We start from the raw sequence: 24,540 nt of genomic DNA, 5'->3' as shown, positions 1-24,540 counted from the left end.
TTTGAACACGAAAGTGTTCAAAATTAATTAGCAAAAGGTGTTCAATTTTACTTGACGGTTACAGTTTACGTACTTACTCAACCATCGAATGAAAACACTATCTCATCTGGACACAGAACTATGATTGAGCTAATTGATAAAAGCTATTTATACACAGACTCAAGAGGCAAACTACTAAATCATCTAGAACTTGCAAAAGGATTAAAGATTACAGAGGCCATTAAAATCGTTGCTGAAGGTGCATATGAAACCCTTTTTAAGTTTGATGATATTAATGAAACAATACCTTATGTCTTACAATATCAGCCTGATACATCTAGGTGGCAGATTATTCAGGATCTGGCAGACAAGGCAAAGTGCCATGTTTTTTTTGATTATGATGGATATCTTACTTTAAAAAAGATTGACTTGAACTTAATCGATAACGAGCCTGTAGTGTGGAGTTTCAATAATGATGGATTAGATCAATTTTATGCTGGCAGTGTAAGGCGCTTCTTGGGAGAAAATATAGCAAACTACATACGTGTTCTGGGTGGAAATAGTGATACTGCTACGTTTATGTATGATCTAGTCATAGATGAAAACAATCCCGTTTTTGCAGGCAATCCCTACTCTATTCAACAGATTGGAAAGTACATCTATCCTCATAATAATGGGAACCCTGACAGTATTTTAACTTCTGTCGATGACTGTAAATTTAGGGCTAAATATGAGCTTATGAATAGAGCTGGTTATGATGAAGCTGTGTCCACTGATGCCTTTCCCATCTTCTTTTTGGAACCAGATGACATTATCAGTATTCACGATGAAGCGTGCGGACTCTTTGGAGAAAAGTACATAGTGAAGAATCTAAACGTTCCTATATCCCCCTCGTTAATGACAATCGAAAGTTTGCGACCAAGAAGAATCATTCAAAATTGGGACTTTATCTAGGAGGAATTCAATGGAAGGAATCTTACAATCTAGAGAATTACTGCATGGTATTCGAGAGTTGATCCGAGAGGAATTCAAGAATGAGGGGTTACTCAAAGAACCATGGAGATTTAGAAAAATTGATGAAGTGTTATCACCTACTAAGGTAAAGTGCTTTGTTGATGGTAGTGACACTTCTATTGTCATTTCTTGCAATCCTGATGTTTTATTTAGAAAAAATGACGAAGTGTGGATAGTTAATACTGCAAGAGATAATAAATCGAGGTTTGTATTATGTAAAAGATTTTAGTTAATAACAGAAAGATGTGAGAATAATGTCCTCTCCCCCAACATTGGAAGCACTTGATGTAAAAATTGAAAAAACAGTCAAGGAATTTGATGATTTTAAGCAAGACATCAAAGAAGAAATGAAAGAAATTAAAACGAGTATCAAGGACAGTGAAAAGTTATTTAATGAGACCATTGTCACCATGCGCGAATCAGATGCAAGCATGAAGGAGAATATCAAGTGGCTTACCACTATCGCCCAACAACAAAGAGAAGAATTGACCTTGATTCGTGAAATCAAAGTTGACCCTAAAAACAGTGATGATATACATACTAAATGGTATCAGGGATTCATAAGTGGTGACCGAAAGAATTTGTGGATCGTTGTTCTTATATTGCTATGTGCTCTACTTGGATACAAGGCTCAAGATATCATAAGTTTCCTTGTGTAAAGGAGTTGTATTAATGTATCGAAAAACAGATAACTACATTGTGTTTGAGTTAGATCAAAATCACATTATTGATTACCAAGTGGAATTGGGTAAAAGCATTTCTCAAATTGCCACTAATGATAAGGATGTTGTTTTCAGACAAAATGCCACATTTGCCTTTAAAGAAAATGACATTTATAAACCAATTGGGAACATCGTAAAGGAAGGAAAACTGAATCAAACCATGTCTAGCACTTCTAAGTGGAGTGCTTTTATTGTGCCTAAAAATGGAAAACCGTATGTAGGCGTGCTCAATCCAAATGACATTTCTAATGTTAAATTGGGATTCCAATCTACCCCTCAAATTGTCAAAAACGGTCAAGTTTTTATCAATTCAAAGGAAGAGGCTACCCCAAGTGATGTTGCCAATTCTTCGACACAACGATCAGCAATTGGTATCAAAGCAAATGGAGCTATCGTCTTGGTCACCACTCTCACCTCTTTCACGCTTAACGAATTGGCAAAGTTGATGATTAATCTTGGCTGTGTTGAATCGTTAAATTTAGATGGTGGTGGATCGACTTCTAGCAATTACATGAATGAAAAGATTGTGAAAAATGAAAGACCTGTGAGCGCTGCAATAGTTGTCAGGCAAAAACAAGATAATGGAGATGGTAACGTGTCTACACCTTTAATAATTATTGATGCAGGACATGGTGGTATTGATTCAGGGGCAGAGAATAAAGCTTTAGGCCTCAAAGAAAAAGAATTAACACTTCAAATCAGTTTATATCAATATGCTCGCTTTCAACAGTTGAATGTCCCTGTAGCACTGACTCGAAATAAAGATGAAACACTTGATAGCACCCCACGAACAAAGAGGGTTAAAGACTCTGGGGCAAAGTATTGCATTTCTAATCACATTAATGCTGGTGGTGGTAAAGGTGTAGAAACGATTCACAGCATCTATGCTGATGGAAAATTAGCTAAAAAACTTTATGATGCCATTATTTCTTGTGGTCAATTAGGTCGTCGAGTATTCACTCGAACCCTACCTGATAATCCAAAACGTGATTACTATTACATGCATCGAGATACAGGATCTGTAGATACGACTATTGTTGAATATGGATTTATCGATAATGCTGAAGATGTTGTACAGGTACAAAAGAATTGGCAAGTTTATGCTGAATCAGTCGTTAAAGCATTTTGTGAATATACGGGCGTTAAATATACTCCACCGATCTCAACTGGTGAAAATGAATTACAAAATGCATTAAAAGTTATTCAAGAACAAGGTGCAATTAATACTCCTGACTACTGGATAAAAAATGCAGTAAAAAATGGTCAAGTTAATGGTGAGTACGCTGCTCTACTGATTCAAAATGTCGCTAAAGTTATCAATCAATTGCAGACTGAGATTATTACACTTAAAAACAATCAAGGGTCAAATCCCCCTCTCACGCCTAAGCCAGAACCTAAGCCTGATCCTACAACGCCTACTGAACCAAAACCAATTGAACAGCCAAAGACATGGGATCAAGTTCTTAAATTAGCAACTGACACCTCAGTTTATTTTCAAGTTGGCGGTAAAAATGGGACAGGTGTGTTGTTGAAAGATGGATACATTCTCACAGCGAAACACGTCATCCATCCTGATGTCAATATGAAAGTTCAAACCTATGATCGCACTTGGTATGATATTACCTTCATTAGCCAACATCCTGATTATGACATTGCACTATGTAAAATCACTGATTATAAACCAACTACGCCATTTGTTGAATTGTCTAACAGAGGTATTAAAACCAATCAGAAATTGATTGGTGTTGGTCATGGATTGAATGTGAAATGGAGAAGTAAAGAAGGTGTAGTTTGTAATGACTCATTACCAACTGAAAAGTGGAAGTTTGATTGCTCTCTCCCCTTCGACAGTGATGATAGTGGCACTGCAACTTTAGACGAATACGGACAAGTTACAGGAATTGCAGTTCAACGTGTATCTGTAGGAATTAAAGTTGGTAGCGTCTCTCAAGTAACTCAGGATTCAGCCATTATTAATATCAAAGATCAGAAAGTTCAAAGTTGGCTCAAAGAAAATAAAATTATCAAGTAAACCTAATAAAATATTCCTTTTATCGGAAATTAGAGTGTCAAAAACCCTTATGTATCAAGGGTTCTGTGATTTACGAAAATCATAAATTGGAGGTATTTATACATGGAATTGATTTTGAAAGATATCTTGGAGAATCTGCTACTATCCATAAGTATTTTACTTGCTTCTGGTGTATCGTATTGGATTAAACAAAAAGTGGGCAAAAGTAAAATTGATAAATTTATGGCGACATTAGATCAGAAGAAAGAACTTGTATCAATTGCTATAAAATTTGTTGAGGTAGCTTACAAAGACCTTGACGGTGAAGTTAAATACAGTAAAGCTGTTGAGTGGGTCAAAATGGAGTTGGATAAATTAGGTTTGAAATATACAAATGATGAGTTAAAAGCTCTGATTGAATCAACTTTGAAGTCCTTTAAAGACGAAGCATCAAAACAGCGGTAATGCATAACATGCACCCCCTAGAGATTATTCTAGGGGGTATTTTTTTCTCTTCGTCAAACCCTGAAAATTTGTTGCTCAGCTAGTTGCACTAATCGTTTAGTCATCTCACCGCCTACAGAGCCATTCTGACGTGCTGAAGTGTCTGCATGAAGGTTGACACCAAATTCTGCCGCAATCTCGTATTTAAGCTGATCTAGGGCCGCACGAGCCTGTCCATTAAGCAATCGATTAGAACGTGCCATATTTACCACCTCTGGATATGATTTAACTTAAAGGTAGTATGTGCACTATTTAATCCCAAATACCAAATTAGAACCATATTTTTGACATAATTTCTTCTGCATCTGCTCTCCTTTGTTCTTTGGCAGATTGTTTTCTACAAGCATTGCAAAATGGGTCTTTGCAAAAATGTCTTAAACGCTGAAAAGTGTTACTCAACGGTTCTCCACATTTGCAATTGTATTCAAGGAGTTGTCTTTGGTTTCTATAGTCCTCTGTAATCAATGTGCAGTTCCATTCCTTAAACCAACGTTGAACTTCTTCAAGCGTGAATTTTTGATTCTTACCTGTGCATACGTTACACCGATCTCCCCTCTTAAAATTGTTAAAGGTAATATTGTATTTATGCCCATTAGGGCATTCTGTTTCTAATTTTTGTTTTTGATTTCTATAGTTCTCAGTTAGCAATTTGTACCCATTTTCACCCAAAAATTGTCGTATATATTCTATTTCTGTTCGCTTATACAACTTTTACACCTTCTTGCCATAGTTTGACCACACGTATCATTTTATTATAATGTGATGTGGGGTATAAAACGAGCATCGAAAGGATGAAGAACAATGAAACGCATTTTATTGACTGTAAGTTCGGTTCTACTTTCAATAAGCCTACTTGTGGGATGTAGCAATACAGCCGCACCTGAATCTCCTGAAGCACAACCAACTCAACCACAAAAACCTAAAGACACAACACCAGCACATCCAGCGCCCCCTGGAAAATATTCTGCATACCCTGCTATGACAATTGATCAAAGCAAGAAATACGAAGCTACAATCAGCACTAACATGGGCGATATAAAAGTTGAATTGTTTGCTAAAGATGCCCCTAAAGCAGTAAACAATTTTGTATTTCTTGCAAAGGACAAGTTCTATGACGACATTAAATTCCACAGGATTATCAAGGATTTCATGATCCAAACTGGTGATCCATCTAGTAAGGGCAGTGACACAACCATGGCTTCTGGGATTGGTGGCCCTGGCTATACCTTTGAAGATGAGCTGAATAACGGTCATAAGTATGAAACCGGAGTCGTTGCGATGGCCAATGCAGGTAAAAACACCAACGGCAGCCAGTTCTTCATCGGATCTGGTAAGGATGTAGAAGGGTTGGAAAACTCTCCGAACTATACGATCTTCGGAAAAGTAACGGGAGGCTTGGACATCGTACAAAAAATTGCGGGTACGAAAGTGAAAGCTAATCCGCAAACAGGTGAGCAAAGCGTTCCAGAGCAAACGATTAAAATCAACACGGTAACCATTACAGAGAAGTAAACAAGTGTTTGCTTTCTCAAAAGAACGCCACGGGATTCTCTTTTTCCGTGGTGTTTTTTCTGTTCTCATTCTCCGCCTTACTCTGCCTTTACTCCTTGTAAATAGTTCGATGGAACCAATTCCCTATTGAACCATTCCGATAATCCCGATAGACTTGTCGATGACCCGATTCGCTTCCGCAAATAAACATGCAAAAAGCGAAAAGGAGTGGTTCCCGTCGTGATGACACGTGAAGCGCGATTGCGCTTTTTCTTCTTTATGAACAGTTTTGGTTTGCTGCTATTATGCCTCTTAGTGACTCCAACAAGCGCCACAGCACCTCACTTCAGCCAAGCGTTACCAACTGCCCTCGGCCCCACCATGCCTAAGGATCAAGCAGCAAAGAAAAAAGCAAAACCAGCAACCCCTGTCTCTACCGAAAAACGCGATTCTATCTCCGTAAGTCGTGACAACCGACCAAAAGTGATTCGCAATGGAAAAGTGAAGGTTTCAGAGAGGGATATGGAACTGCTCGCCCGGCTTGTGTACGCGGAAGGCCGGGGAGAACCGTACGAAGGACAAGTAGCGATTGCTGCTGTTGTATTGAATCGGGTAGCTTCATCAGGGTTTCCTAATACGGTACGGGAGGTTATCTACGCTCCCAATGCATTCTCGCCTCTAAATGATGGCCATCTCTCGCGCGAATCTAACGACAGTACGCGAAAAGCTGTTCAGGAGGCTGTAGATGGCAAGGACCCAACGAAAGGTTCCTTGTACTTTTTCAATCCAAATACAGCAACCTCCCGTTGGATTTGGTCGAGGGAACAAACTGTCGTCATTGGCAATCACAGATTTGCTCGTTAACGCAAAAATTTAACAATACTTTATTTTTATTTTATCCGCAATTTACTTTTAGGTGGTAATTTAATAGCGTAAGCACTTTTTTTCAACGCATTGAGAAAACGATCGATATTCAACATGAATGAATTCTTAAACGTATTCATCGATTGATGTATGCGTTGCTAGTTTTTTGGCTCGCGTTATTGTTTTGGGTGAGAGCAAAACAACAATGCAATTGGCCGATCGATATTTTTCTCAATCGCCCCCAAATAATTAGGCATCCCTTTATGGGATGCCCTTTTTTTGTCACCGATTAAAATCCGTAAACAGACATGCCTCCATCGACTGCAATCGTTTGACCTGATATGTAGGCTGCAGCATCAGATGCCAAGAAGATAGCTGGCCCAACCAAGTCCTCCACATCACCAATCCGCCCGCTAGGCGTGCGCGAGAGAACCTCTTGCAAAAAAGCTTCGTTTGACAGGAGCTCTTCTGTCAAGGGAGTGCGGAAATACCATGGAGCAATCGCGTTTACGTTGACCCCAAATTTGCTCCACTCCAAAGCAAGTACACGAGTCATTTGGATAACGCCCGCCTTGCTGGAGCCATAAGCCACACCCGTACGCAAAGCCACCAGTCCAGCTACGGAAGCCACATTGACAATCCGTCCGTAGCGCTGCTCGCACATGACCCGTCCGGCAGCTTGGCTGAGAAAGAACGTGGCTTTCAGGTTCAGGTCAACGACACGATCCCACTCCTCTTCGCTCACCTCATGTGCTTTTTTACGTATATTCATGCCTGCGTTGTTCACAAGGATATGTAGACCACCCAAAGCCTCTACCGTTTGCGCGACGACCTCGTCAGCTGCTCCAGCTGCCGTCAGATCAGCCTGGATGGGATGCGCAGTGCCACCCTTATCTTGTATTTCTTGTACGACCTCGTGCAAATCTGCCTCCGTACGAGCAACGACTGCGATTTCCGCACCGGCTTCTGCGAGTCCGATCGCCAAAGCTTTACCGATGCCCCTTCCTGCTCCTGTTACCATTGCTTTTTTTCCTGTCAAATCAAAACGACTCATTTATGCCTTCTCCCCTTTCACTACTCTCTAAAGATTCTATATCCATCGCGTTTTCCCTTGTCTTTTGCTACAATGGACCTGTATGGAAAGGAGGCATTCCCGTGCGCTTGTACAGTCAGATGACGTTAGCTGAGCTGCAGGAAGAAATGGAACGTTTACGGCAGGAAGCCGAAGACAAAAAGAAGCTTAGCGACCATTCGCAGTTTGGCATTATTCAGCAAAAATACTTTATGGCTAAATCATATTACCTTGGAACAGATGAGTTCCGTATTGGTGGAAAGTACAGTGTCCCTGATTATGATCAGCCATTTACCATCGATTATTTCAATGGCGTTTTTGCCTGGGGCCGTTTTCCCGATTCGGATGAACAAACCGGTTTTCCAGTAGGGATGCTAGAACTCTGGTTGTAGGGAAAAAAGAGACAGAGCTTATAGAGCCCAGTCTCTTTTTTCGATTCTCTTACCCCCAACGCTCTTTTAACACCAAGCCATACGCTACAATTTGCTGAGGAGACACGAGTCGAAATCCCTGTTGTGGTCGAAAATCGACGGTCAGTCTATCCGCTCCGATATATTCAATCGTCGCTTTGTCCATTAAAAATGTGAGGTCCTCTACATGGTGCTCGAGATCATCAACACCTCTCTCATCCCACCACAAAGCATACTCCACGGTCATTCCACACCCGCCAACCAACTCACCATTGATTCGTATAAACCTATTCTTATCTTTTGCTTGATTCATAGCCTGCAATTGCCCCAATGCTTCCTTAGTTACTGTAATTTCCACGCTATTCCATCCTTTCTACGCGAGATTTTCCGCGAATGGTATGCATCATCTTGATCATGATAGCATACAATGCTTGAAAGGCATCAGAAAGGACGATCTTCTATGAACATATACGAACAGGATGGTATTTTCATCGCAGAAACAGAGTTTCAATCCGAGCATGTGGTCATTTTTGCAAATACGTGGGAAGAGGCCAAAGAAAAATTGATGGTCCGTCTACTTGTTTTAGAAATGATTGGATGAATCAAGAGCGGGTCATCCTAAGGGCCTGCTTTTTTGGCGCAATCCATTAGCTTTTGTATCGAAATCCAAGGAGCGACAGCATGACTAATGAGCCATTGACCCTTCATAAACAAGATTTACTTGCACATATTCGTCATCAGACAGCCCTCGCCAACCGTAATAATATTTCACGTACCCAGGCATATCTGGAATTTTATCAGCAGCATAAGGAAATCCACTGGGCTTTGCTCGCGCATCTTGTCTCACGCAATGGTGGCTGGAATATGACAGACTTGAAAGGGGAATGGCTCCCGCTGCTGATGGACGAGCATGCGATCCAGCCATTTTTTTGGTTTTTGGAGCGGAGCAACTGGCTCATTTTTCATGATGCCTACCCACAGCTGCTTCTGTACAAAGAAATGAAACGGACAGGTGCCGATCTGACTTCATTACTTGGTTCACTAGGAGTATCGATTTTCATGCACAACTACTGGAAGGAATTTTTGATGAATCCAGACAGTGCCCGTTTGACTCGCGCACTAATCGTAAATGAACAGCAATATATTGAACAACGGGTGGTCCAAAAGCCCTTTACCTTAAATCGTATTTTCTCTACCTATGCTTTTATGACCCAATCTGTCCTGTCTCTGTCCCAAGTCCTCTTCCCCTACAAGGCACACCCGACAGACCGGCGAATCAGTGTAACCGGCCTAGGTGTTGAGCATTTTCCTAAAGTCACTGAGCGGATCATGCTTGGTAAAACACTCTACAAGCTGCTGTTTGAAGATCGTTTTCGCCTGGAAAAAATTCATGCTTTTACCACGCGAATTCCACACACGGGCTCGCGAGCGGATTACTGGCCACATCTCTTCAGTCCGCGAAAAAGCATGCAGTCCGCCGATCAGTCCTACCACATGAGGGTGGATGGGCAAAATCTGCACGAAGGCATGTCCAAGCTTTACAGTCCCGCCTTGCTTGCTGTATGGGAGAATATCGATCACGCTCCTGCAGATGGCGTCGACTGGTATCGCGATGAAAAATGGCATACGATGGTGAATGAAGAGGTTACTGATCTTTCCCCGATCGACAATGAGTCGTACGCCCGTACCCTCCACTGGATGGAATACGGAGTCAAGTGGGTAACAACCTTAACGTAAGGAAGGTTGTGATGCAGGATGACGGATGAGAAATTGGCATTGGTAGAGCAGGAAAAAGGATATCTTCTTTCGTGCTGGCTTCCAAGCGGCACGTTTCGTTTGGCACCTTTACGTAACCAAATCAACCCTTACTTCACCAATTTGGCTTTACTTGCTCTCATCCCGTTAAAAGAGTGGGAACCGATACATAGCCATGTCGAGTGGTATTTTCAGCATATCAATTCGCACGGTTATGTGAATGACTATCGCTTGGAGGGCCAGACCGAAATCGACACAGGCTCTGCCGATAGTGAAGATAGCTATCATGCGACTTTATTCAGCCTGGTCGCAGAATGGATACGGGCTACAGGAAATACGAACTGGCTGGCTACCAGGCATGCGGAATTTGTTTTGCTTCTGCAAGGAATCGCAAGTCTCCAGCAAAAAGATGGCTTGACCTGGGCGAAGCATTCCTATCGCGTCAAATATTTGATGGATAATTGTGAGGTCATGCGCGGCTTGGAGGACGCTGCGTATTTATTTGCCTGTCTGGGAGATGAGAAAAATGCAGTAGAAGCCCGGATTCGTGCCAATGCCTGCAAGCTGGGGATCATGAAAATGTACAGCAGAATTCGCAAATCATACGCAATGTATGATTCCACGCATCCAGGCTGGCGAAAATGGTACCCAGATGTAACCTCACAAGCATTCCCGATCCTCTACGAGATTACAGAGCCCATGGTAGCAAAGATGCTCTATCAACGAATAACAAGCGCATTTCCTCATTTCGACTCCTTCCAAACCGGTGATATGTACCCGTGGATGGCCATAGGCGAATGTGCTCGCTTGATGGGAGATCAAGAACGAGTAACGAATATGATTTCGACGGCAACAGAAGTATACATACACGGCCCTCGTTTGCCGTACTGGCTCATTCATGAGGCGGGCAGATTTTTGCAGTTGCTACTCCACCCTACGACACACGTACAGGAAGCTCCCCCGAGGTTCTAGCACAGGCGACTTATGTCCCCGTCATCGTTCCACCATTTACATGGAGTACTTGGCCTGTCACATAACTGGAATCATCTGATGCTAAATAAACATACGTTGGGGCCAGTTCAAACGGTTGACCCGCACGCTTCATCGGCGTATCCGTCCCAAGAGTAGTGATGTACTCAGCCGTATAGCTGGAGACTTGCAACGGAGTCCAGATCGGTCCTGGCGCAACAGCGTTGACACGAATTCCGCTATCTACTAACTGCAGAGACAAAGAGCGTGTAAATGAAACAATAGCGCCTTTCGTTGCTGAATAATCAACGAGAAGAGGATGTCCAGCGTAAGCGGTTACCGAAGCTGTACTGATGATCGTGCTACCTGACTGCAAGTGAGGTAATGCCTCCTGGGTCAATAAGAAATGCGGAAAGATATTCGTTCGAAAAGTGTCCTCCAGCTGCTGACGACTAATCTGCCGAATGCTCGTTTGTGGAAACTGAACCCCTTGATTGATTACCAGTATATTCAGCTTTCCATAATAGGCAATGGTTCTTTGGATGACCTCTCGACACCACTGATCATCCCGTAAATCACCTGGAAGAAGCAAACAGCGACGACCATAGCTCTCGATTACTTGCTTCGTTTCTTCTGCGTCGATATGCTCATCAAGATACGGGATTGCCATATCTGCCCCTTCCTTGGCAAATGCAACGGCTACAGCACGCCCGATGCCACTGTCCCCTCCTGTAATAATGGCTACCTTATCCCGCAGCTTTCCGCTACCAATATACTGTGGGTTATCAAAAATCGGACGAGGTACCATCAAATATTCCATTCCAGGCTGTCGATCCTGATGCTGTGCTGGAAATGATATGGGCTTTTCCTCACACACCATTTTATAACCATAATAAGGGTATCTCGGGTACAAAATTATCCCTCCATCAATCAGTCGATATCGACATGGTATTCGCCCAGCCCAGATGTGGTTCCCCAAAACGAACATCCCTCATCCTTACTTCGATGAGGGGGTATTCGCATTGCTGTATGAATCAATCAGCTTTCTTTCACGACCACTTTCTTATTCGCTGCAAATTGGTTTACCGGGATGGGGATGCCGAGATTTCCACGTAGTGTATCTGCTTCGTACTCCTCTCGGAAAAGCCCGCGCTTCTGCAGGATAGGAACCACCTCATCGATGAACGCCTCCAACCCTCGAGGAACTGCCGATCCAACGATGAAGCCGTCTGCTGCTCCTGCCTCAAACCACTCCTGAAGTGTATCCGCGATTTTCTCCGGCGTTCCGAGCAGTGTAGGCTTCGGGGTCGCGACGCGCAAAGCCACTTGCCGCAGTGTAAGTCCTTCGTCCTTTGCCCATGCCTTCATCCTGTCCGTTGAGCTTTGGAAGCTGTTCCGCCCGAGATTTCCCAAGTCCGGGAAAGGCTCATCAAGCGGATATTGCGTGAAATCATGATGCTCATAAAAGCGACCTAAAAAGTCCAGAGCACGATCAATCGACACCAGGCCTGCTATTTCTGTGTATTTACGCTCAGCCTCTTCTTGTGTGCTGCCAATGATCGGACCGATCCCTGGCAAAATACTGATTTCATCAGGGGTGCGACCTAATGCCTTCGCACGTCCTTTGACATCATCATAATAGGCTTTCGCTTCTTCAAGGGTCTCTTGCCCCGTAAAAATCGCATTCGCTACCTTCGCAGCAAAGCTTTTCCCATCCTCAGACGCCCCCGCTTGAAACACAACCGGCTGACCTTGCTTGGACCTCGCGATATTTAGTGGCCCCTTCACAGAAAAATACGTTCCTTTATGATTGAGTGTATGCATTTTTGCTGGATCAAAAAAGACACCCGTCTCCTTATCACGAACAAAAGCATCATCCTCCCAGGAATCCCAAAGACCGCCAGTCACTTCCAGATACTCATTTGCGATTTTGTAGCGTTCAGGATGGGACGGATGCTCCTGTTCTGTTTTCCCATAATTCAAGGCCGAACCTTCAAGCGGTGAGGTTACTACATTCCATCCGGCTCTACCTCCACTGATCATATCCAGGGAAGCAAATTGTCGGGCAATCGTAAACGGTTCACTGTAGGAGGTGGACACTGTACCTACCAAACCAATTTTAGAGCTAATCGCTGCCAGTGCACTCAAAATCGTAAGTGGTTCAAAACGATTTAAAAAGTGTGGAATTGACTTTTCCGTAATATACAAGCCATCTGCGATGAAAACAAAATCAAATTTTCCCTCTTCTGCTTTTTGCGTCCATTTTTTATACAGCTCAAAATTCACACTTGCATCTGCAAACGCATCGGGATGTCTCCAGCCGGAAATATTGCCTCCAACCCCATGCAGCATGGCACCTAGCTTGAGTTGTTTTTTTGTACCCAAGGTTTCTCCTCCTCATGATCTATTTTTCACAATCGTATTTGCCTGGTCACGTTTGGTGTCCATGAGCCCTTTTTCTATATTCGGATGCCATCAAACCGTGAAATCGAAAACTCGTCCAGGTCCGCATCCGGCCTTCTCTTTTCAATCAAGTCGGCCAGTATCACACCAACTGCACTGGAAAACTTAAAGCCGTGTCCTGAAAAACCAGCTGCGACCAGAACATTCGGATGATTCGGATGCCGGTCGATGATGAAATCTTCGTCAGGAGTCAGCTCGTATTTGCAGACTCCACCTCGTAATAGCCCCCCGGCTGCACGCGGCATATAACTCTCAAGTGCACGGCGAAGATCAGCTTCGTCGTCAGCAAACGCACCAAATGGTTCGAGCTTCTCTCCTGGTCTCCATATTTTTCCGCCATCATGTCTACCAATTTTCAGTCCGGAGCCATGAATATCCGGGACCTCCATACTCCGTTTCAAGTGTAAAGCCCAGGAAAACATCCTGATGAAACGAATGTGGTGCTGTTTGAAACCAGCCTACCGTTTTACGAACGAAGCGCACAGGCAAAGCTAGAAACCGTTCAAGTGTTTGAAGCCAGGCTCCCACACTGATAATCAATTGACTAGCATAATGAAAGCCGTAATGGGTTTGTACACGAACTCCATCCTCCTCCACTAAAATCCTCTCAACTGGCGTATGAACCAATAATTCTGCCCCTTCAGCAAGAGCCAGTGAACGGTACGCTGCGATGCATCTTTCACTAAACAGGAACCCAGCCTCTGGCTCGTACATGCCCTCAGAGGTTTCCGGCAGTCGGAATCCTGGCCAGCGTCTGCTGATTTCTTCCGCCTGGAGATGCTCAACCTTTACTCCAAGTCGTGTAGCATCCGCGATTCGCTCGGCAAACGAGATCCGTTTCGTATCTGTCACATTCATTACACCTGATCGTACAAGCAGCTGTGTCTGGGTCAACTCCTCCAGTTCCTGCCATAACTGGTCTGCTTGCAGAGCGAGCTTTATATACGCGGAACCACCGCTGTATGCATGGCGTATCAAGCGCGTATCCCCATGATGATTACCCTGCTGATGAGGGGGATCAAATAAATCAATCAACAGGATGCGCAGTCCCCTCTTGGCTAGTTGATATCCCGCACTGATTCCTATGGAACCAGCCCCTACTACAATGACGTCATAGATTTGGCTCATGTACGATTCATCAGCCCCTGTCTTTCCTCTTTTTCCACTGCAAACCGCTCCAGCTCAGAAACGGCCAACTCGGCGAAAAAAGATGCGCTGATCGGCAACGCACGTTCGTCGATATCAAAACCGGGATGATGCCACTCTCTTGCGCCTGCCGTTCCGATGAAGGCGAAGAAACCAGGGATTTGTTTCTGATAAAAAGCGAAATCCTCTCCTGCGGGTGACGGTTGTGGTTCAACAACCACGAGTCCTAGATTTTCGGCGGTCTTTCCAGCTGCTCTGGCCAGATTAGCATCGTTATTGACTGGTGGTGGTCCTTGTATCCAGCTCAATGTTGCTTTTGTTCCGAAAGCAGCGGCAACACCATTCACGATCTCTGTAAAGCGACCGATAACCTTGCTCCGAATCCCTTCATCAAAGGTCCGCAACGTTCCATCCAGTACAGCTTTTTCGGGTATGACATTCCAAGAGGTCCCACTTTGAATTTTCGTCACACTAATCACTGCACTCTCCAAAGAACTAATGTTGCGGCTGACGATGGATTGCAGTGCTGTTACCAGATGCGATGCGGCTACAATCGGATCGATGCTTGCCTCGGGTACAGCAGCATGGGAAGCGATCCCTTCCAGCTCAATGACGAAGCCATCTGCTGCAGCCATGAGTGCCCCAGCCTTGATCCCGATTGTGCCAACGGGTAGCTCTGGCTTGTTATGAAATCCATAAATGGCGCGAACTCTATCTAGAGCACCGGTTTGAAGCACCTGTGCTGCGCCAATGGCCTTTTCCTCGGCAGGCTGGAAAACCAATCGCACCGTTCCTGTTAGCTCCTGCTCCCGCTCTTTTAGCAAAAAGGCGGCTCCAAGTATGGCGGCGGTATGAAAGTCATGACCGCAAGCATGCATTTTGCCTGGAATGGTAGAGGCATATGACAGTCCGGTCTGTTCCTGGATCGGCAAAGCATCGATGTCAGCTCGCAGCGCAATGATTGGACTCGTGGCGTCTTTGGGTTCGCCGATCTCGGCAATTAATCCGGTTTGCAAGGGAAAATCCGTAGCAATTCGAATTCCTGCTTGCTCTAGCTGCTCACGAATGAAAGCAGTTGTTTGGTATTCCTCATTTGATAGCTCTGGATATTGATGCAAGTATCGGCGAATGTCTATCAGCCGCTGTTTGATATCTGCGCTTTGACCGATCACCCCGTGACTGTTTGCTCCCATTCAAGCTCACTCCCTTCCTGCTCTGAAAAAGCATCCTTCAAAAATACGTAGGATCGCTTACGCTGTTCGAAGTTTTGCACATTTGTCGATACGACAATCAATTCGTCGACCGCAAACTTTTGTTGGAGCTCTAGCAATTTGGTTCTCACGAATTCTTTCGTACCACGCGTTATTTGGGCTTGCTGAGTTTCAATCGTATAGGCTGCATTCGATTGACGGCCGAATTCTTCCGCCAGCTCTTTTGTTCCCACTGTCAATGTTTTCCCGCTGGCTAGCTTGATTTTCACCAGCTCATAACCACCCGCCAGCTCCTCTGCCTCGTCCGTTGAATCAGCAACGATCACTGACAAGGCGAGAATTGGTTGTGGCACCCGTCCGTTTTTCGATTGAAAATTTCGTTTATATGCTTCGAACGCATCAAGCGCTATCTGCTCGTCGCTATTAATAAACAGGGCGAACACATAAGGCAAGCCGGACTCTGCTGCAATTTCTGCACTTGCAACACTCGTTCCCAGAACATAAAGCTCCGCAGGGATATCCACTACAGGTGCTGCAATAATTCCCGCGTGCGGATGCGCGTCATCTAGCCGATTGTGCAGGTATTGCTCCAGCTCCAAAAGCTTTTCAGCCAAGGTAGCTGGCTCTACAATTCCTTGCTGCAACGCACGTGTAGATCGTGGCAAGCCGCCTGGTGCACGACCGATCCCAAGATCGATACGGCCTGGAGCGAGTGCCGCTAGTACATTAAAGTTTTCTGCTACCTTATACGGACTGTAGTGCTGGAGCATGACCCCGCCTGACCCGATCCGAATCTTGTTCGTATTTGCAAGCAGGTAGGAAATCAATACTTCTGGTGAACTGCCCGCTACCCGATCCGAATCGTGGTGCTCAGACACCCAAAAACGGTGATAGCCGAGTCGCTCAGCCAATTGTGCCAGCTCGATCGTATGGTGGAATGCCTCTGTCGGCGATTCTCCTGCGAAAATGGGGGTTTGATCTAAAATGCTCAGTCTGATTCCCATCTTGATCACACTCCTGATCGTTGTAGATTAATTAAATCGTATAGCTCCACTCGGGGGTAATTCGCTTCAAAAACTGCTTGGTTCGCTCTTCCTTTGGGGAGCCGAAGATTTCTTGCGGGGTCCCTTCTTCGACGATAACTCCGCCATCCATAAAAACGACATGATTGGATACGTCACGGGCAAAGCTCATTTCATGCGTCACGACAATCATCGTAATTCCTTCCCTAGCAATTTTGCGAATGACCTCCAAAACCTCGCCAACCAGCTCAGGATCCAATGCGGAGGTCGGTTCATCAAACAAAATCACCTCTGGCTCTAACGCCAATGCCCTGGCAATTCCCACCCGCTGCTGTTGACCACCGGACAATTCACTCGGGTACGCATCGAGCTTGCTTCCAAGCCCTACCTTCTCCAGCACGCGTACACTCCGTTCCCTTGACTCATCTTTGGGACGTTTTTGGACAATTACAAGTCCTTCCATCACGTTTTCCAGAGCGGTTTTATGCTTGAACAGATTGTATTGCTGAAAAACCATCGCGCTTTTCCGCCGCAATTGTAAAATGTCTTGCTTACTCGCACGATTGCAATCTACGATGCTGTCGCCAATCACAATCTGGCCTTCACCTGGTTTCTCCAAGTAGTTGATGCAGCGCAAAAGCGTCGTCTTGCCAGAGCCACTCGGTCCAAGAATGACTACGACCTCGCCTTTGTTCACTTGCAAGTCGATTCCTTTTAAGACCTGATTGCGCCCAAAGCTTTTTGTGATACCGGTTAGTTTAATCATGCGACTCCACCTCTGTTGTACAGGTTGATCCGTTTCTCTATGAGTGCTGTCGCTCGTTCTATGGCAATCGTCATGCCCCAGAAAATGATGGCTGCTGCCATATACGCTTCGAAAAACTTCCAATTGGTGGAGGCGACAATCTGTGCTTTTGCATTGATATCAACGACAGACACGGTAAAAGCAAGCGTCGAGCCGTGCAGCATCCCGATTACGGAGTTAGATAGGTTCGGCAGACTTGTCGCAAAGGCTTGCGGAAAAATAATCCGTCTCAATGCCTGCCAGGTTGTCATCCCAATGGTATAGGCTGCTTCTGTCTGCCCCCGATTGACTGCTAAAAGTCCTGAGCGAATGACCTCTGACATGTACGCTCCTGCCGTAATCGAGAATGAAATGAATGCAAACCAGATGAGCGGAATGGCAGCTGCGCGAAAACTGGAGTCAACATAGGCAGCGAAGCCGTCAAGCAATAGCGGGAGACCAAAATAGATTAAGAACAAATGCGTTAGCATCGGTGTTCCGCGAATAAACGTCACATAAGAGACAGCCATCGGATACAAAATGGGCACGCGATATATGCGAATCGAAGCAACCACGATACCGATCGCAAATCCCACACTAACGGAAACAGCGGTGATCAGGAGTGTCGTAGGGAGCGCTGACAGTAGTAAAGGAAACACTTCCAGTAAAAAAGATCCATCCAGCTTCATACCCCACTCCCTCCTTTTCCTAGCTTCAGACGCGTAACAAATCCTTTGTAGGACGTGATTAATTTACTGCTTCCTCTCTCCATACTTTCTGGGGTCACACGTTTTTCATGGGAGAGCAGTCTGCGCTCCATTTTGTTGAACACTTTTTCCAGCCCGACACTAATCAGCAAATAGATGCCGGCAAGCGCGATATAGGTTTCGATAAAATGCTGGGTCGCTGTTACCAAGGTTTGAGCTTTTCCTGTCAATTCAATAACACCTAAAGAAAATGCGAGAGAAGTATCTTTGAGATTGGCGATGACGATATTTGCCAAAACCGGAATCGAAATCGCCAATGCTTGTGGTAATACTATCCGTGTAAAAGCCTGGTAGCCGTTCATGCCAATCGCGTAAGCTGCCTCGACTTGACCACGATCTACGGCCGTAACTGCTGACCGAATCGCTTCCGAGATAAATGCCCCGCTATGAAGCGCGTAGGTGAAGATGACAAACAGTAATACGGGTGCTTTCGATACATCCAGAGAAAACAGCTTTAATACTTCTGGAAGTCCGTAGTAAATGAGAAAGAGCTGGATGAGGACAGGGGTTCCTCGAAAAAAAGACACAAACACTTGCGAAAAATGGCGCAGCACCGGGATTTGGTACAGTCTGGGCAGTGCAATGAAAAAACCGACGACGATCCCCAAGAGGATCGAAGCCACGACGATAAACATAGTTGTACCCAGCGCAGATAAAAGCTTTTGAAATAACGTAAATACATAGGTGATCTCGAATTCCTTGCCCATTTTATTGATCTCACCTTTCGCTAACGCCTTTATTTCGTATAATCACCGCCAAGCCACTGGTTGCTCAGCTTGGTAAGGGTTCCGTCTGCCTTCAGCTGTTTAATCGCCTCATCAATTTGATCTGCCAAAGCTTGTGCCTCTGGTTCGTCTTTTCGAAACATAAACAATACATTGGAAGATACCAGCGGTTCACCCACAGTCTTCAATTTTCCTTGTGGATCAATAAGTGGTCGCGAAAAATCGGAGCCAAGCGTAGCGTCAGCACGACCGGCAGTCAATTGGTTCACTGCATCGTTGGCGCTGCCATTAGAGTAGACGATGTTGATTGCATTGTTATTTGCTTTGTTGTAATTTTCCAGGATTTGTGCTGCTGCTGAGGTAGCGGTGGTATAGGCTTTCTTTCCTTTTAAATCGTCGAGTGACTGAATCGTATTGTTGACTTTGGTAACTATGAGCTTCGTCTTCCAAACGACATACGGCTCTTTGTTAAACAAATACTTTTGCTCACGCTCCGGATTTTTCTCCATCTCATGTGCGATAAAATCAATCTTCTTCGTCTCCAGACTCAAAAGTAAGTTTGCAAACTCCATCGTTTGGAATTCAAACTCATAGCCTGGGAGTCGCTGATCCAATTCTCTGACCAGCTCTACGTCATAACCGGTCAATTTCCCATTCTCATCAATAAAGCAAACATTCGGAAACTTGGTCCCCGTTCCCACGATGATTTTCTTTACATTCGCAGATCCACCGTCTGTCGGCTTCGCTACACTTGCCTGGTTCGTGCTCTCAGTTGATCCGCACCCTACCGCAAAGATGACAAGAGCCATCAGGAGTGTAGAAAATTTGTATCGGTTTTTCATAATCTTTGACCCCCTATTTTTATCAAACTATTCACATCGATTTAATAAGTTTTCAATGTGCAGTCATCCTTGCTGTTTACACAGTCATCTAGAGATTAAAAAAAGACCTTCAATTTGCCTCAATCAATCCTTGCCTTCGATTAAGAAACTTGAACGTCTCCGGTCTTCCGGTCGACTGCTATAGAGTGAAACGATTATGGAGATCAGATGCATTTTTATTCTTCGGTTCAAAGTACGGTTCATTTGCAGATTCCAGCAGACTCGTTGAATGCAGGTTGATTCGGAAGCTTTTGACCAGTGTATGGCCGTTCATCATGTCCTTGTCCTCTGCCCTTTCGAAGCCGAGATGCTCGTAAAGCCTTACTGCGGCTGCCATCATATCGGAGGTGTGCAGATGAAGGAATTCAGCACGCATCTTTTGTGCACGCCGCACGCATTCTTTGATCAGGGCAGTGGCGATTCCCTTCCCCCTTGCATATGGGGAAACGGACAACAGACGGATGATCGGGCCCTTAATTTCCAGTTCAGGACGATCGTATGCTTTTTCTGAAGTTATGAATAAGAGCACACTCCCGACTATTTCTTGATCCCATTCTGCCACGATACGGGCGACTGGCCCATCTCCATAAACCGAGGTACGAATCGCCTCCCGGTACGCTTCCCACCTCTCCTTAGGAAGAATTTCGGCATATTGCTCATAAGCTCCTAAGACAACCGCTTGTATCGCTTCGCGGTCAGAATCAACGGCATCCCGAATACGCAGAGCCTGTGTTTGTGCCATGTGCAGTCACCTCCATCTGTGTTAGTTAGCAAAAACAAATAATTCATATAGATTAACTAGGAATTGTTCCTTACTGTATCATCCGCTAACGTCTCCGTCAACAAAGACGAGCACAAATCATTTCTATCCATCAATAGAGAATTTCTATTGATCTTCGTATAGCTAGCACAAAAAAGCCCAAAAACCACGGGATTACCGGGTCATTGGGCTGTCTTTACGATTTGATTTACCCATTCATAGCACCGCTGCAATTGCTCGTCACTCACCAGTTCAGAGCGGTGCTCAAACATGATCTTGACTCGCGGATTTTCTTGAACAATCCATCTCACGTACGCTTCAATGGGTGCCCAGCCATCTTCGACTCTGCACTCAGGCAATACCGGATAGTGATTATATTCGACCCGATCGGTATACTTCATGTTCCATAAATGGACGCTATAGGCATATGCTGCGAATTTCTTTATCACCTTTTCCGCTTGAAAAAAGGGATCGAGCTGTTCTTGGAAAAATAATCGTCCCGTATCCAAACAAAGCTTGATGCGTTGATATTTCTTGAATAGGCCCTCCAGGTAGTTCGTGTCGTATACGTACGAATTCAGTGCATCAAATTCCAGTACCGGGATAAAATCAAATTCCTCGGCCTTTTCCGATAGCCATACAAACAGCCTCTCGCTTTTTTCGGTAAATTCCCCAAACGAATACTGGCTCTCGAATACATGCTCAGATGCATCGCAAAAACGCCATTTTTCCCAATCTACCCGATCGTCAATAATGACAGGCTTCGGATAATGAAATAAGATGTACGCCGGCTTGATGGATCGCAAATAATCCAATTCCCGCTGGATGTAGTCGAATGCTTGTTGTCTAACAAGATGATCCTGAGCTAAAAACAGGGCATCCCTCAGCTTCGAACCTCCTGTGCGAAGCGGGAAGTGAATTCCGATCTGAAAGTCATTCTGCTCCGATTCGTTTTTCAATTTCAAAATATCTGACTCTTCAGCGAAGAGGCATGCCTCAATCCCGTAAAAAGGCGGTTGATAGTCACGCTCGTACTTTTGAACATCAAACTTCCCGTACTGTCCAATCATAAAGTTCTTCATTTTGTCCCATCTCCTGCAATCAATACTGGATCGCCTTTACCAAGAACAAGCATACCATAAAATGGAGCCTAGCAAAAAAGACTGCCAAAAGAGAATTCAGCAGTCTTTACGAGCATGGATTTTTTTGCGAACGGACAATTATGCAGTTGGCGGTTTTCTTTGTACCGCCGTCTCTGATCCATGAGACACTACGATAAATGGAGTGAGCTCGCCATCCTCCCAATAAAAAGGCAGTACAGAGATTGGAACCTGCCCTTTGGAAGCGAAATCATAGGTGAGGCGAGCCAATAGATTTGCCCCTGCGTCTCCGACCATATCGGCAATCACCAATACATCCTGATGAGGGATCGCAACACCAAGGGCATCCCCCTGTTTTTGCTCATCAAACGTGCGAATGACGGAGTCGAGCAAAATACGGCTTGCTGCGTAGCCATCTTGCGGACTAATAAAGTGAATGGAGTTACCTGCTACCTCTTGTGTCTTAACTGAGAACGGGAGATTTTGCAGGTTTTCCATGGCATGCTGATGCAGCTTGTCTTCTGTCCATGCCGCAGTTGTTAGTAGGCTCTGTTCGATTAACGTATAGCCCTCGCCCAAATCCAAAGCGTACAAAAGCACCGTATCAGCCGTATGAGCCTTCGTCACCCAACGATCCGGATATTTTTTCAACAAGGAGGCATGGCGCAAGACTGGAAAAACCTTTTGTTCCTGTCCACTGAGGGATAATGCTTGCCGATCTGGTTTGTTTGCCTGATTTGCTTCCTTTTCACTCATTTATGGAAATCCCTCCTACCTTACTCCCAAGGCGGCCGGTCCTCATCTTCTGTATGAGAGGGAGCCATCACGGGTTGTGTCGTATGACTGCGTGCCTCGATCTCTTTTACAATATCAGCCAGTGCCTTTGGCTTAACAAACTCGACAGGAGACACCCCTCGTTCAAACTGAAGCTGCTCCCCTTCCAAAAGGACTAAATAACGTCCGTTTACTTTGGCAATGTGAAGACTTGTCCCATAATCGGCGAGCATGGTCCGAATTTGCATGTGATCAAGCTTGAACTTGAGCTCTACCTCCGGCTGACGGTCCGTAATAATATGCATCGCTTCCATGACCGTTTCATGCTCCCACTTTTCTGCCAGTTCACGCTTGGGACTCGCCGCCATTATCTCAATGGCTTCTTCTTCTCTCAGTCTTTCCTCTGTTTCCTCTGGATAGTTGTATTCAATATGCTGTCTGGCCAACGATATGACTTCATCCGAGACAATCTGTGTCACGGTTTGCGGATATTCAATAAAGCGTAAAAACTCTTCGAAATACTTCGCATGTGAAAATTGATGGATTTTTACATGATACGGATCATTCATTCCCGACTCGATCATATACGGATACATGAGCGATTTCATGTTTTTTGCATTGATTGCCATTTGCACATTGGAGATCAGACTTTTTTCGTCCGTAATGACAGCAGTCTTTTGTTCGAAATCACATTTTAATATAAACACATACCGTTCATCCAAAAGCTCCAGCCTTGTCCGCACCACAATCATGACGCCTCCACGCACCTGTGATGTACGAAGATACGATTGGATGAGCTCCTGGCAAGGCTCTTTGCTCTCTCCAGCAGTTTCAGCCGTCAAAAGACGGTTCAACAGGGCGTAGTTCGGATTGGAATCCAACGGGTGACCCGGCTCCAGAACAAATTGCCCCAGCTTTGTCGGCGTACCTTCTGTTTTCGGATTCATCTCGACCTTGCGCTTGGCGATACGAGCGAATTCCCCGTCAAGAAAATCCCGCAGTTCACTTCTCTGATATTCATCATGGCTTAAATTTCGAGCCATTCGTACTTTTTTGATCCCATCCTCTTCCTCAGGCTGTTCGATCAAGTAAAAGGATAGCCAGTCAATGGTAAAATTCATCTTCACTTCCGCTCCCGTCTACATGTAACGAACTGATTATAGCAAATTCAAATAAAACGGTCAGTCATTTTTGCGTTTCATGGTAAGATGAAACGAGGAGGGAAGCGAAAATGTGGGATCAATTCATAACGTGGTGGAACGATACGATTCGCGATAGGCCCTATCGTCCTAATACGAAAATAGGCGACTATCGGATTTTGAATGTTCTTGGAATTGGGAGTTACGGGATCGCCTACCTCGCTATCCACACACAAACGGAAAATCACGTTGTGCTAAAGCAAGTAAAACCAAGTCTGCGCGGCACCCCAAAGGGCGAAGTGATGCAGGCTTATGAACAGAAGGTGCTTTCTTCCCTTTCCCATCCTCAAATTCCCAAATGGCTGTCTTCATTCCGCTATCGCAAAGATTCTTTTTTGGTCATGAGCTACTTGGAAGGGCCTACCTTGGAGGAGCTGCTTTTTGACCACCAGATTGTAGTCGATGAGCAAATCAGCGCTCGATTAATGCGACAAATCGGTGAATTGGTTGCTTACCTCCACAATCAGGGGCTCATTCACCGTGATGTACGCATTCCCAATGTAATCTGGCAAAATAACACACCATTCCTCATTGATTTTGGACTCGCACGTTTTGTAGGAGATAATCCGACGTACTCAGCTGATGATCTGAGCGTTTATTCCTCTGAAAAACAATTAAAGCGTGAAGTCGCTCCCTCGAGTGATTTATACGCATTGGGCCATTTCTTTTTATTCATGCTCTATTCTGGTTATACCGCAAATGAACATGAGCCTGAGCGCAGCTGGGAGGAGGAGCTTTCCCTGACGCCCGCTCTCCACCAAATGATACGACGCTTACTGCAACTGGATCCACGGTATGATGATGTGCAGGAATGGCTTATTGATCTCGATTCGTATTTAGTTCGGTTCGACCAATTGAAGCAAGAAGAAAGAGCAGAGCATGCGCAATGAGTCGTCATTACGTTAGCACTGCTCTTT

30 protein-coding genes are annotated in these 24,540 nt (G+C 44.9%); 12 read left to right on the top strand and 18 right to left on the bottom strand.

Annotated elements, in window-relative coordinates:
- Positions 1 to 51 precede the first annotated feature (51 nt).
- The 5 genes from ADS79_RS13870 (at position 52) to ADS79_RS13850 (ending at position 4,191) form a co-directional block, all read left to right on the top strand.
- Positions 52 to 933, top strand: coding sequence for a hypothetical protein (locus tag ADS79_RS13870; RefSeq protein WP_152969578.1), 882 nt, complete (start codon positions 52 to 54; stop codon positions 931 to 933).
- 10 nt (positions 934 to 943) lie between these two features.
- The gene (locus tag ADS79_RS13865) at positions 944 to 1,222 is read left to right on the top strand and encodes a hypothetical protein (RefSeq protein ID WP_049738966.1); all 279 of its coding nucleotides are present in this window, start codon (positions 944 to 946) and stop codon (positions 1,220 to 1,222) included.
- Positions 1,223 to 1,247: 25 nt separating this feature from the next.
- A complete protein-coding gene (locus tag ADS79_RS13860; RefSeq protein WP_049738965.1) occupies positions 1,248 to 1,652 on the top strand; it encodes a hypothetical protein in 405 nt (134 codons plus the stop codon).
- Positions 1,653 to 1,665: 13 nt separating this feature from the next.
- Positions 1,666 to 3,747, top strand: a complete 2,082-nt coding sequence (locus ADS79_RS34370; RefSeq protein ID WP_084765845.1) for a phosphodiester glycosidase family protein — start codon at positions 1,666 to 1,668, stop codon at positions 3,745 to 3,747.
- A 102-nt stretch (positions 3,748 to 3,849) separates the two neighbouring features.
- Positions 3,850 to 4,191 carry a phage holin, LLH family gene (locus ADS79_RS13850; RefSeq protein WP_049738964.1) on the top strand — a complete coding sequence of 114 codons (342 nt, stop codon included), beginning with the start codon at positions 3,850 to 3,852 and terminating at the stop codon, positions 4,189 to 4,191.
- Positions 4,192 to 4,244: 53 nt separating this feature from the next.
- Here the strand turns inward: ADS79_RS13850 and ADS79_RS13845 are convergent, their stop codons facing one another.
- Together ADS79_RS13845 and ADS79_RS13840 are read right to left on the bottom strand one after the other, a co-directional pair.
- On the bottom strand, positions 4,245 to 4,433 hold the full coding sequence (locus tag ADS79_RS13845) for an alpha/beta-type small acid-soluble spore protein (protein ID WP_049738963.1): 189 nt from the start codon (positions 4,431 to 4,433) through the stop codon (positions 4,245 to 4,247).
- A 67-nt stretch (positions 4,434 to 4,500) separates the two neighbouring features.
- A complete protein-coding gene (locus ADS79_RS13840; protein ID WP_049738962.1) occupies positions 4,501 to 4,938 on the bottom strand; it encodes a hypothetical protein in 438 nt (145 codons plus the stop codon).
- A 93-nt stretch (positions 4,939 to 5,031) separates the two neighbouring features.
- Between ADS79_RS13840 and ADS79_RS13835 the strand changes: the two genes are divergently transcribed.
- Both ADS79_RS13835 and ADS79_RS13830 read left to right on the top strand, forming a co-directional pair.
- Entirely contained in the window at positions 5,032 to 5,742 is a 711-nt protein-coding gene (locus tag ADS79_RS13835; protein WP_049738961.1) for a peptidylprolyl isomerase, read from the top strand.
- Between the two features lie 219 nt (positions 5,743 to 5,961).
- Positions 5,962 to 6,585: a cell wall hydrolase gene (locus ADS79_RS13830; RefSeq protein WP_049738960.1), complete on the top strand. Its 624-nt coding sequence runs from the start codon at positions 5,962 to 5,964 to the stop codon at positions 6,583 to 6,585.
- 289 nt (positions 6,586 to 6,874) lie between these two features.
- On the opposite strand, the gene ADS79_RS13825 is transcribed toward ADS79_RS13830, so the two are convergent.
- Complete coding sequence (locus ADS79_RS13825) at positions 6,875 to 7,639, bottom strand: SDR family NAD(P)-dependent oxidoreductase (RefSeq protein WP_049738959.1); 765 nt, start codon at positions 7,637 to 7,639, stop codon at positions 6,875 to 6,877.
- Between the two features lie 101 nt (positions 7,640 to 7,740).
- Between ADS79_RS13825 and ADS79_RS13820 the strand changes: the two genes are divergently transcribed.
- On the top strand, positions 7,741 to 8,049 hold the full coding sequence (locus ADS79_RS13820; protein WP_049738958.1) for a YfhH family protein: 309 nt from the start codon (positions 7,741 to 7,743) through the stop codon (positions 8,047 to 8,049).
- A gap of 49 nt (positions 8,050 to 8,098) precedes the next feature.
- Here ADS79_RS13820 and ADS79_RS13815 read toward each other — a convergent pair whose 3' ends face one another.
- Positions 8,099 to 8,425: an iron-sulfur cluster biosynthesis family protein gene (locus tag ADS79_RS13815; RefSeq protein ID WP_049738957.1), complete on the bottom strand. Its 327-nt coding sequence runs from the start codon at positions 8,423 to 8,425 to the stop codon at positions 8,099 to 8,101.
- Between the two features lie 102 nt (positions 8,426 to 8,527).
- On the opposite strand from ADS79_RS13815, the gene ADS79_RS35685 reads away from it, so the two are divergent.
- The 3 genes from ADS79_RS35685 to ADS79_RS13805 all read left to right on the top strand — a co-directional run bounded on the left by ADS79_RS35685 (position 8,528) and on the right by ADS79_RS13805 (position 10,794).
- On the top strand, positions 8,528 to 8,668 hold the full coding sequence (locus ADS79_RS35685) for a hypothetical protein (RefSeq protein ID WP_162839535.1): 141 nt from the start codon (positions 8,528 to 8,530) through the stop codon (positions 8,666 to 8,668).
- 80 nt (positions 8,669 to 8,748) lie between these two features.
- A complete protein-coding gene (locus tag ADS79_RS13810; protein ID WP_049738956.1) occupies positions 8,749 to 9,804 on the top strand; it encodes a DUF2515 family protein in 1,056 nt (351 codons plus the stop codon).
- 18 nt (positions 9,805 to 9,822) lie between these two features.
- Complete coding sequence (locus tag ADS79_RS13805) at positions 9,823 to 10,794, top strand: hypothetical protein (protein WP_049738955.1); 972 nt, start codon at positions 9,823 to 9,825, stop codon at positions 10,792 to 10,794.
- A 10-nt stretch (positions 10,795 to 10,804) separates the two neighbouring features.
- On the opposite strand, the gene ADS79_RS13800 is transcribed toward ADS79_RS13805, so the two are convergent.
- The 14 genes from ADS79_RS13800 to ADS79_RS13740 form a co-directional block, all read right to left on the bottom strand.
- Complete coding sequence (locus ADS79_RS13800) at positions 10,805 to 11,704, bottom strand: SDR family oxidoreductase (RefSeq protein ID WP_049738954.1); 900 nt, start codon at positions 11,702 to 11,704, stop codon at positions 10,805 to 10,807.
- A gap of 125 nt (positions 11,705 to 11,829) precedes the next feature.
- Positions 11,830 to 13,176 carry an LLM class flavin-dependent oxidoreductase gene (locus ADS79_RS13795; protein ID WP_141261166.1) on the bottom strand — a complete coding sequence of 449 codons (1,347 nt, stop codon included), beginning with the start codon at positions 13,174 to 13,176 and terminating at the stop codon, positions 11,830 to 11,832.
- Between the two features lie 74 nt (positions 13,177 to 13,250).
- Entirely contained in the window at positions 13,251 to 13,643 is a 393-nt protein-coding gene (locus tag ADS79_RS36540) for an FAD-dependent oxidoreductase (protein WP_307725645.1), read from the bottom strand.
- Positions 13,600 to 14,382: an N-methyl-L-tryptophan oxidase gene (gene solA, locus ADS79_RS13790; RefSeq protein ID WP_307725646.1), complete on the bottom strand. Its 783-nt coding sequence runs from the start codon at positions 14,380 to 14,382 to the stop codon at positions 13,600 to 13,602. Before solA ends, ADS79_RS36540 begins: the two co-directional genes overlap by 44 nt.
- On the bottom strand, positions 14,379 to 15,593 hold the full coding sequence (locus ADS79_RS13785) for an amidohydrolase (RefSeq protein ID WP_049738953.1): 1,215 nt from the start codon (positions 15,591 to 15,593) through the stop codon (positions 14,379 to 14,381). Before ADS79_RS13785 ends, solA begins: the two co-directional genes overlap by 4 nt.
- Positions 15,569 to 16,615, bottom strand: coding sequence for an LLM class flavin-dependent oxidoreductase (locus tag ADS79_RS13780; protein WP_049738952.1), 1,047 nt, complete (start codon positions 16,613 to 16,615; stop codon positions 15,569 to 15,571). Before ADS79_RS13780 ends, ADS79_RS13785 begins: the two co-directional genes overlap by 25 nt.
- 31 nt (positions 16,616 to 16,646) lie before the next feature.
- Complete coding sequence (locus tag ADS79_RS13775) at positions 16,647 to 17,399, bottom strand: amino acid ABC transporter ATP-binding protein (protein WP_049738951.1); 753 nt, start codon at positions 17,397 to 17,399, stop codon at positions 16,647 to 16,649.
- Positions 17,396 to 18,106: an amino acid ABC transporter permease gene (locus tag ADS79_RS13770; protein ID WP_049738950.1), complete on the bottom strand. Its 711-nt coding sequence runs from the start codon at positions 18,104 to 18,106 to the stop codon at positions 17,396 to 17,398. The genes ADS79_RS13775 and ADS79_RS13770 overlap by 4 nt, the downstream gene beginning before the upstream one ends.
- The gene (locus tag ADS79_RS13765; RefSeq protein ID WP_049738949.1) at positions 18,103 to 18,891 is read right to left on the bottom strand and encodes an amino acid ABC transporter permease; all 789 of its coding nucleotides are present in this window, start codon (positions 18,889 to 18,891) and stop codon (positions 18,103 to 18,105) included. Before ADS79_RS13765 ends, ADS79_RS13770 begins: the two co-directional genes overlap by 4 nt.
- A 29-nt stretch (positions 18,892 to 18,920) precedes the next feature.
- Positions 18,921 to 19,751: a transporter substrate-binding domain-containing protein gene (locus ADS79_RS13760; protein ID WP_049738948.1), complete on the bottom strand. Its 831-nt coding sequence runs from the start codon at positions 19,749 to 19,751 to the stop codon at positions 18,921 to 18,923.
- A 178-nt stretch (positions 19,752 to 19,929) separates the two neighbouring features.
- Complete coding sequence (locus ADS79_RS13755) at positions 19,930 to 20,532, bottom strand: GNAT family N-acetyltransferase (RefSeq protein WP_084765843.1); 603 nt, start codon at positions 20,530 to 20,532, stop codon at positions 19,930 to 19,932.
- Between the two features lie 200 nt (positions 20,533 to 20,732).
- On the bottom strand, positions 20,733 to 21,632 hold the full coding sequence (locus tag ADS79_RS13750) for a hypothetical protein (RefSeq protein ID WP_049738947.1): 900 nt from the start codon (positions 21,630 to 21,632) through the stop codon (positions 20,733 to 20,735).
- 138 nt (positions 21,633 to 21,770) lie between these two features.
- Positions 21,771 to 22,406: a DUF1444 family protein gene (locus ADS79_RS13745; RefSeq protein ID WP_049738946.1), complete on the bottom strand. Its 636-nt coding sequence runs from the start codon at positions 22,404 to 22,406 to the stop codon at positions 21,771 to 21,773.
- Between the two features lie 20 nt (positions 22,407 to 22,426).
- Complete coding sequence (locus ADS79_RS13740; RefSeq protein WP_049738945.1) at positions 22,427 to 23,545, bottom strand: DUF3900 domain-containing protein; 1,119 nt, start codon at positions 23,543 to 23,545, stop codon at positions 22,427 to 22,429.
- Positions 23,546 to 23,655: 110 nt separating this feature from the next.
- On the opposite strand from ADS79_RS13740, the gene ADS79_RS13735 reads away from it, so the two are divergent.
- Entirely contained in the window at positions 23,656 to 24,513 is an 858-nt protein-coding gene (locus tag ADS79_RS13735) for a serine/threonine protein kinase (protein ID WP_049738944.1), read from the top strand.
- The last annotated feature ends 27 nt before the right edge of the window (positions 24,514 to 24,540 follow it).

It is taken from the genome of Brevibacillus reuszeri (genome assembly GCF_001187725.1).
In the GTDB taxonomy this organism is placed as follows: Bacteria; Bacillota; Bacilli; order Brevibacillales; family Brevibacillaceae; genus Brevibacillus; species Brevibacillus reuszeri.
Note: the sequence above shows the minus strand (reverse complement) of the source record. Positions and strands in the feature narration are given on the sequence as shown.

Bases quoted from the DNA above. Each gene is read 5' to 3' on its own strand.
- ADS79_RS13865 (WP_049738966.1), top strand. From the start codon at position 944: ATGGAAGGAATCTTACAATCTAGAGAATTACTGCATGGTATTCGAGAG.
- ADS79_RS13860 (WP_049738965.1), top strand. From the start codon at position 1,248: ATGTCCTCTCCCCCAACATTGGAAGCACTTGATGTAAAAATTGAAAAA.
- ADS79_RS34370 (WP_084765845.1), top strand. From the start codon at position 1,666: ATGTATCGAAAAACAGATAACTACATTGTGTTTGAGTTAGATCAAAAT.
- ADS79_RS13850 (WP_049738964.1), top strand. From the start codon at position 3,850: ATGGAATTGATTTTGAAAGATATCTTGGAGAATCTGCTACTATCCATA.
- ADS79_RS13845 (WP_049738963.1), bottom strand. From the start codon at position 4,433: ATGGCACGTTCTAATCGATTGCTTAATGGACAGGCTCGTGCGGCCCTA.
- ADS79_RS13835 (WP_049738961.1), top strand. From the start codon at position 5,032: ATGAAACGCATTTTATTGACTGTAAGTTCGGTTCTACTTTCAATAAGC.
- ADS79_RS13825 (WP_049738959.1), bottom strand. From the start codon at position 7,639: ATGAGTCGTTTTGATTTGACAGGAAAAAAAGCAATGGTAACAGGAGCA.
- ADS79_RS35685 (WP_162839535.1), top strand. From the start codon at position 8,528: ATGAACATATACGAACAGGATGGTATTTTCATCGCAGAAACAGAGTTT.
- ADS79_RS13810 (WP_049738956.1), top strand. From the start codon at position 8,749: ATGACTAATGAGCCATTGACCCTTCATAAACAAGATTTACTTGCACAT.
- ADS79_RS13805 (WP_049738955.1), top strand. From the start codon at position 9,823: ATGACGGATGAGAAATTGGCATTGGTAGAGCAGGAAAAAGGATATCTT.
- ADS79_RS36540 (WP_307725645.1), bottom strand. From the start codon at position 13,643: ATGGAGGTCCCGGATATTCATGGCTCCGGACTGAAAATTGGTAGACAT.
- solA (WP_307725646.1), bottom strand. From the start codon at position 14,382: ATGAGCCAAATCTATGACGTCATTGTAGTAGGGGCTGGTTCCATAGGA.
- ADS79_RS13785 (WP_049738953.1), bottom strand. From the start codon at position 15,593: ATGGGAGCAAACAGTCACGGGGTGATCGGTCAAAGCGCAGATATCAAA.
- ADS79_RS13780 (WP_049738952.1), bottom strand. From the start codon at position 16,615: ATGGGAATCAGACTGAGCATTTTAGATCAAACCCCCATTTTCGCAGGA.
- ADS79_RS13775 (WP_049738951.1), bottom strand. From the start codon at position 17,399: ATGATTAAACTAACCGGTATCACAAAAAGCTTTGGGCGCAATCAGGTC.
- ADS79_RS13770 (WP_049738950.1), bottom strand. From the start codon at position 18,106: ATGAAGCTGGATGGATCTTTTTTACTGGAAGTGTTTCCTTTACTACTG.
- ADS79_RS13765 (WP_049738949.1), bottom strand. From the start codon at position 18,891: ATGGGCAAGGAATTCGAGATCACCTATGTATTTACGTTATTTCAAAAG.
- ADS79_RS13760 (WP_049738948.1), bottom strand. From the start codon at position 19,751: ATGAAAAACCGATACAAATTTTCTACACTCCTGATGGCTCTTGTCATC.
- ADS79_RS13755 (WP_084765843.1), bottom strand. From the start codon at position 20,532: ATGGCACAAACACAGGCTCTGCGTATTCGGGATGCCGTTGATTCTGAC.
- ADS79_RS13750 (WP_049738947.1), bottom strand. From the start codon at position 21,632: ATGAAGAACTTTATGATTGGACAGTACGGGAAGTTTGATGTTCAAAAG.
- ADS79_RS13745 (WP_049738946.1), bottom strand. From the start codon at position 22,406: ATGAGTGAAAAGGAAGCAAATCAGGCAAACAAACCAGATCGGCAAGCA.
- ADS79_RS13740 (WP_049738945.1), bottom strand. From the start codon at position 23,545: ATGAATTTTACCATTGACTGGCTATCCTTTTACTTGATCGAACAGCCT.
- ADS79_RS13735 (WP_049738944.1), top strand. From the start codon at position 23,656: ATGTGGGATCAATTCATAACGTGGTGGAACGATACGATTCGCGATAGG.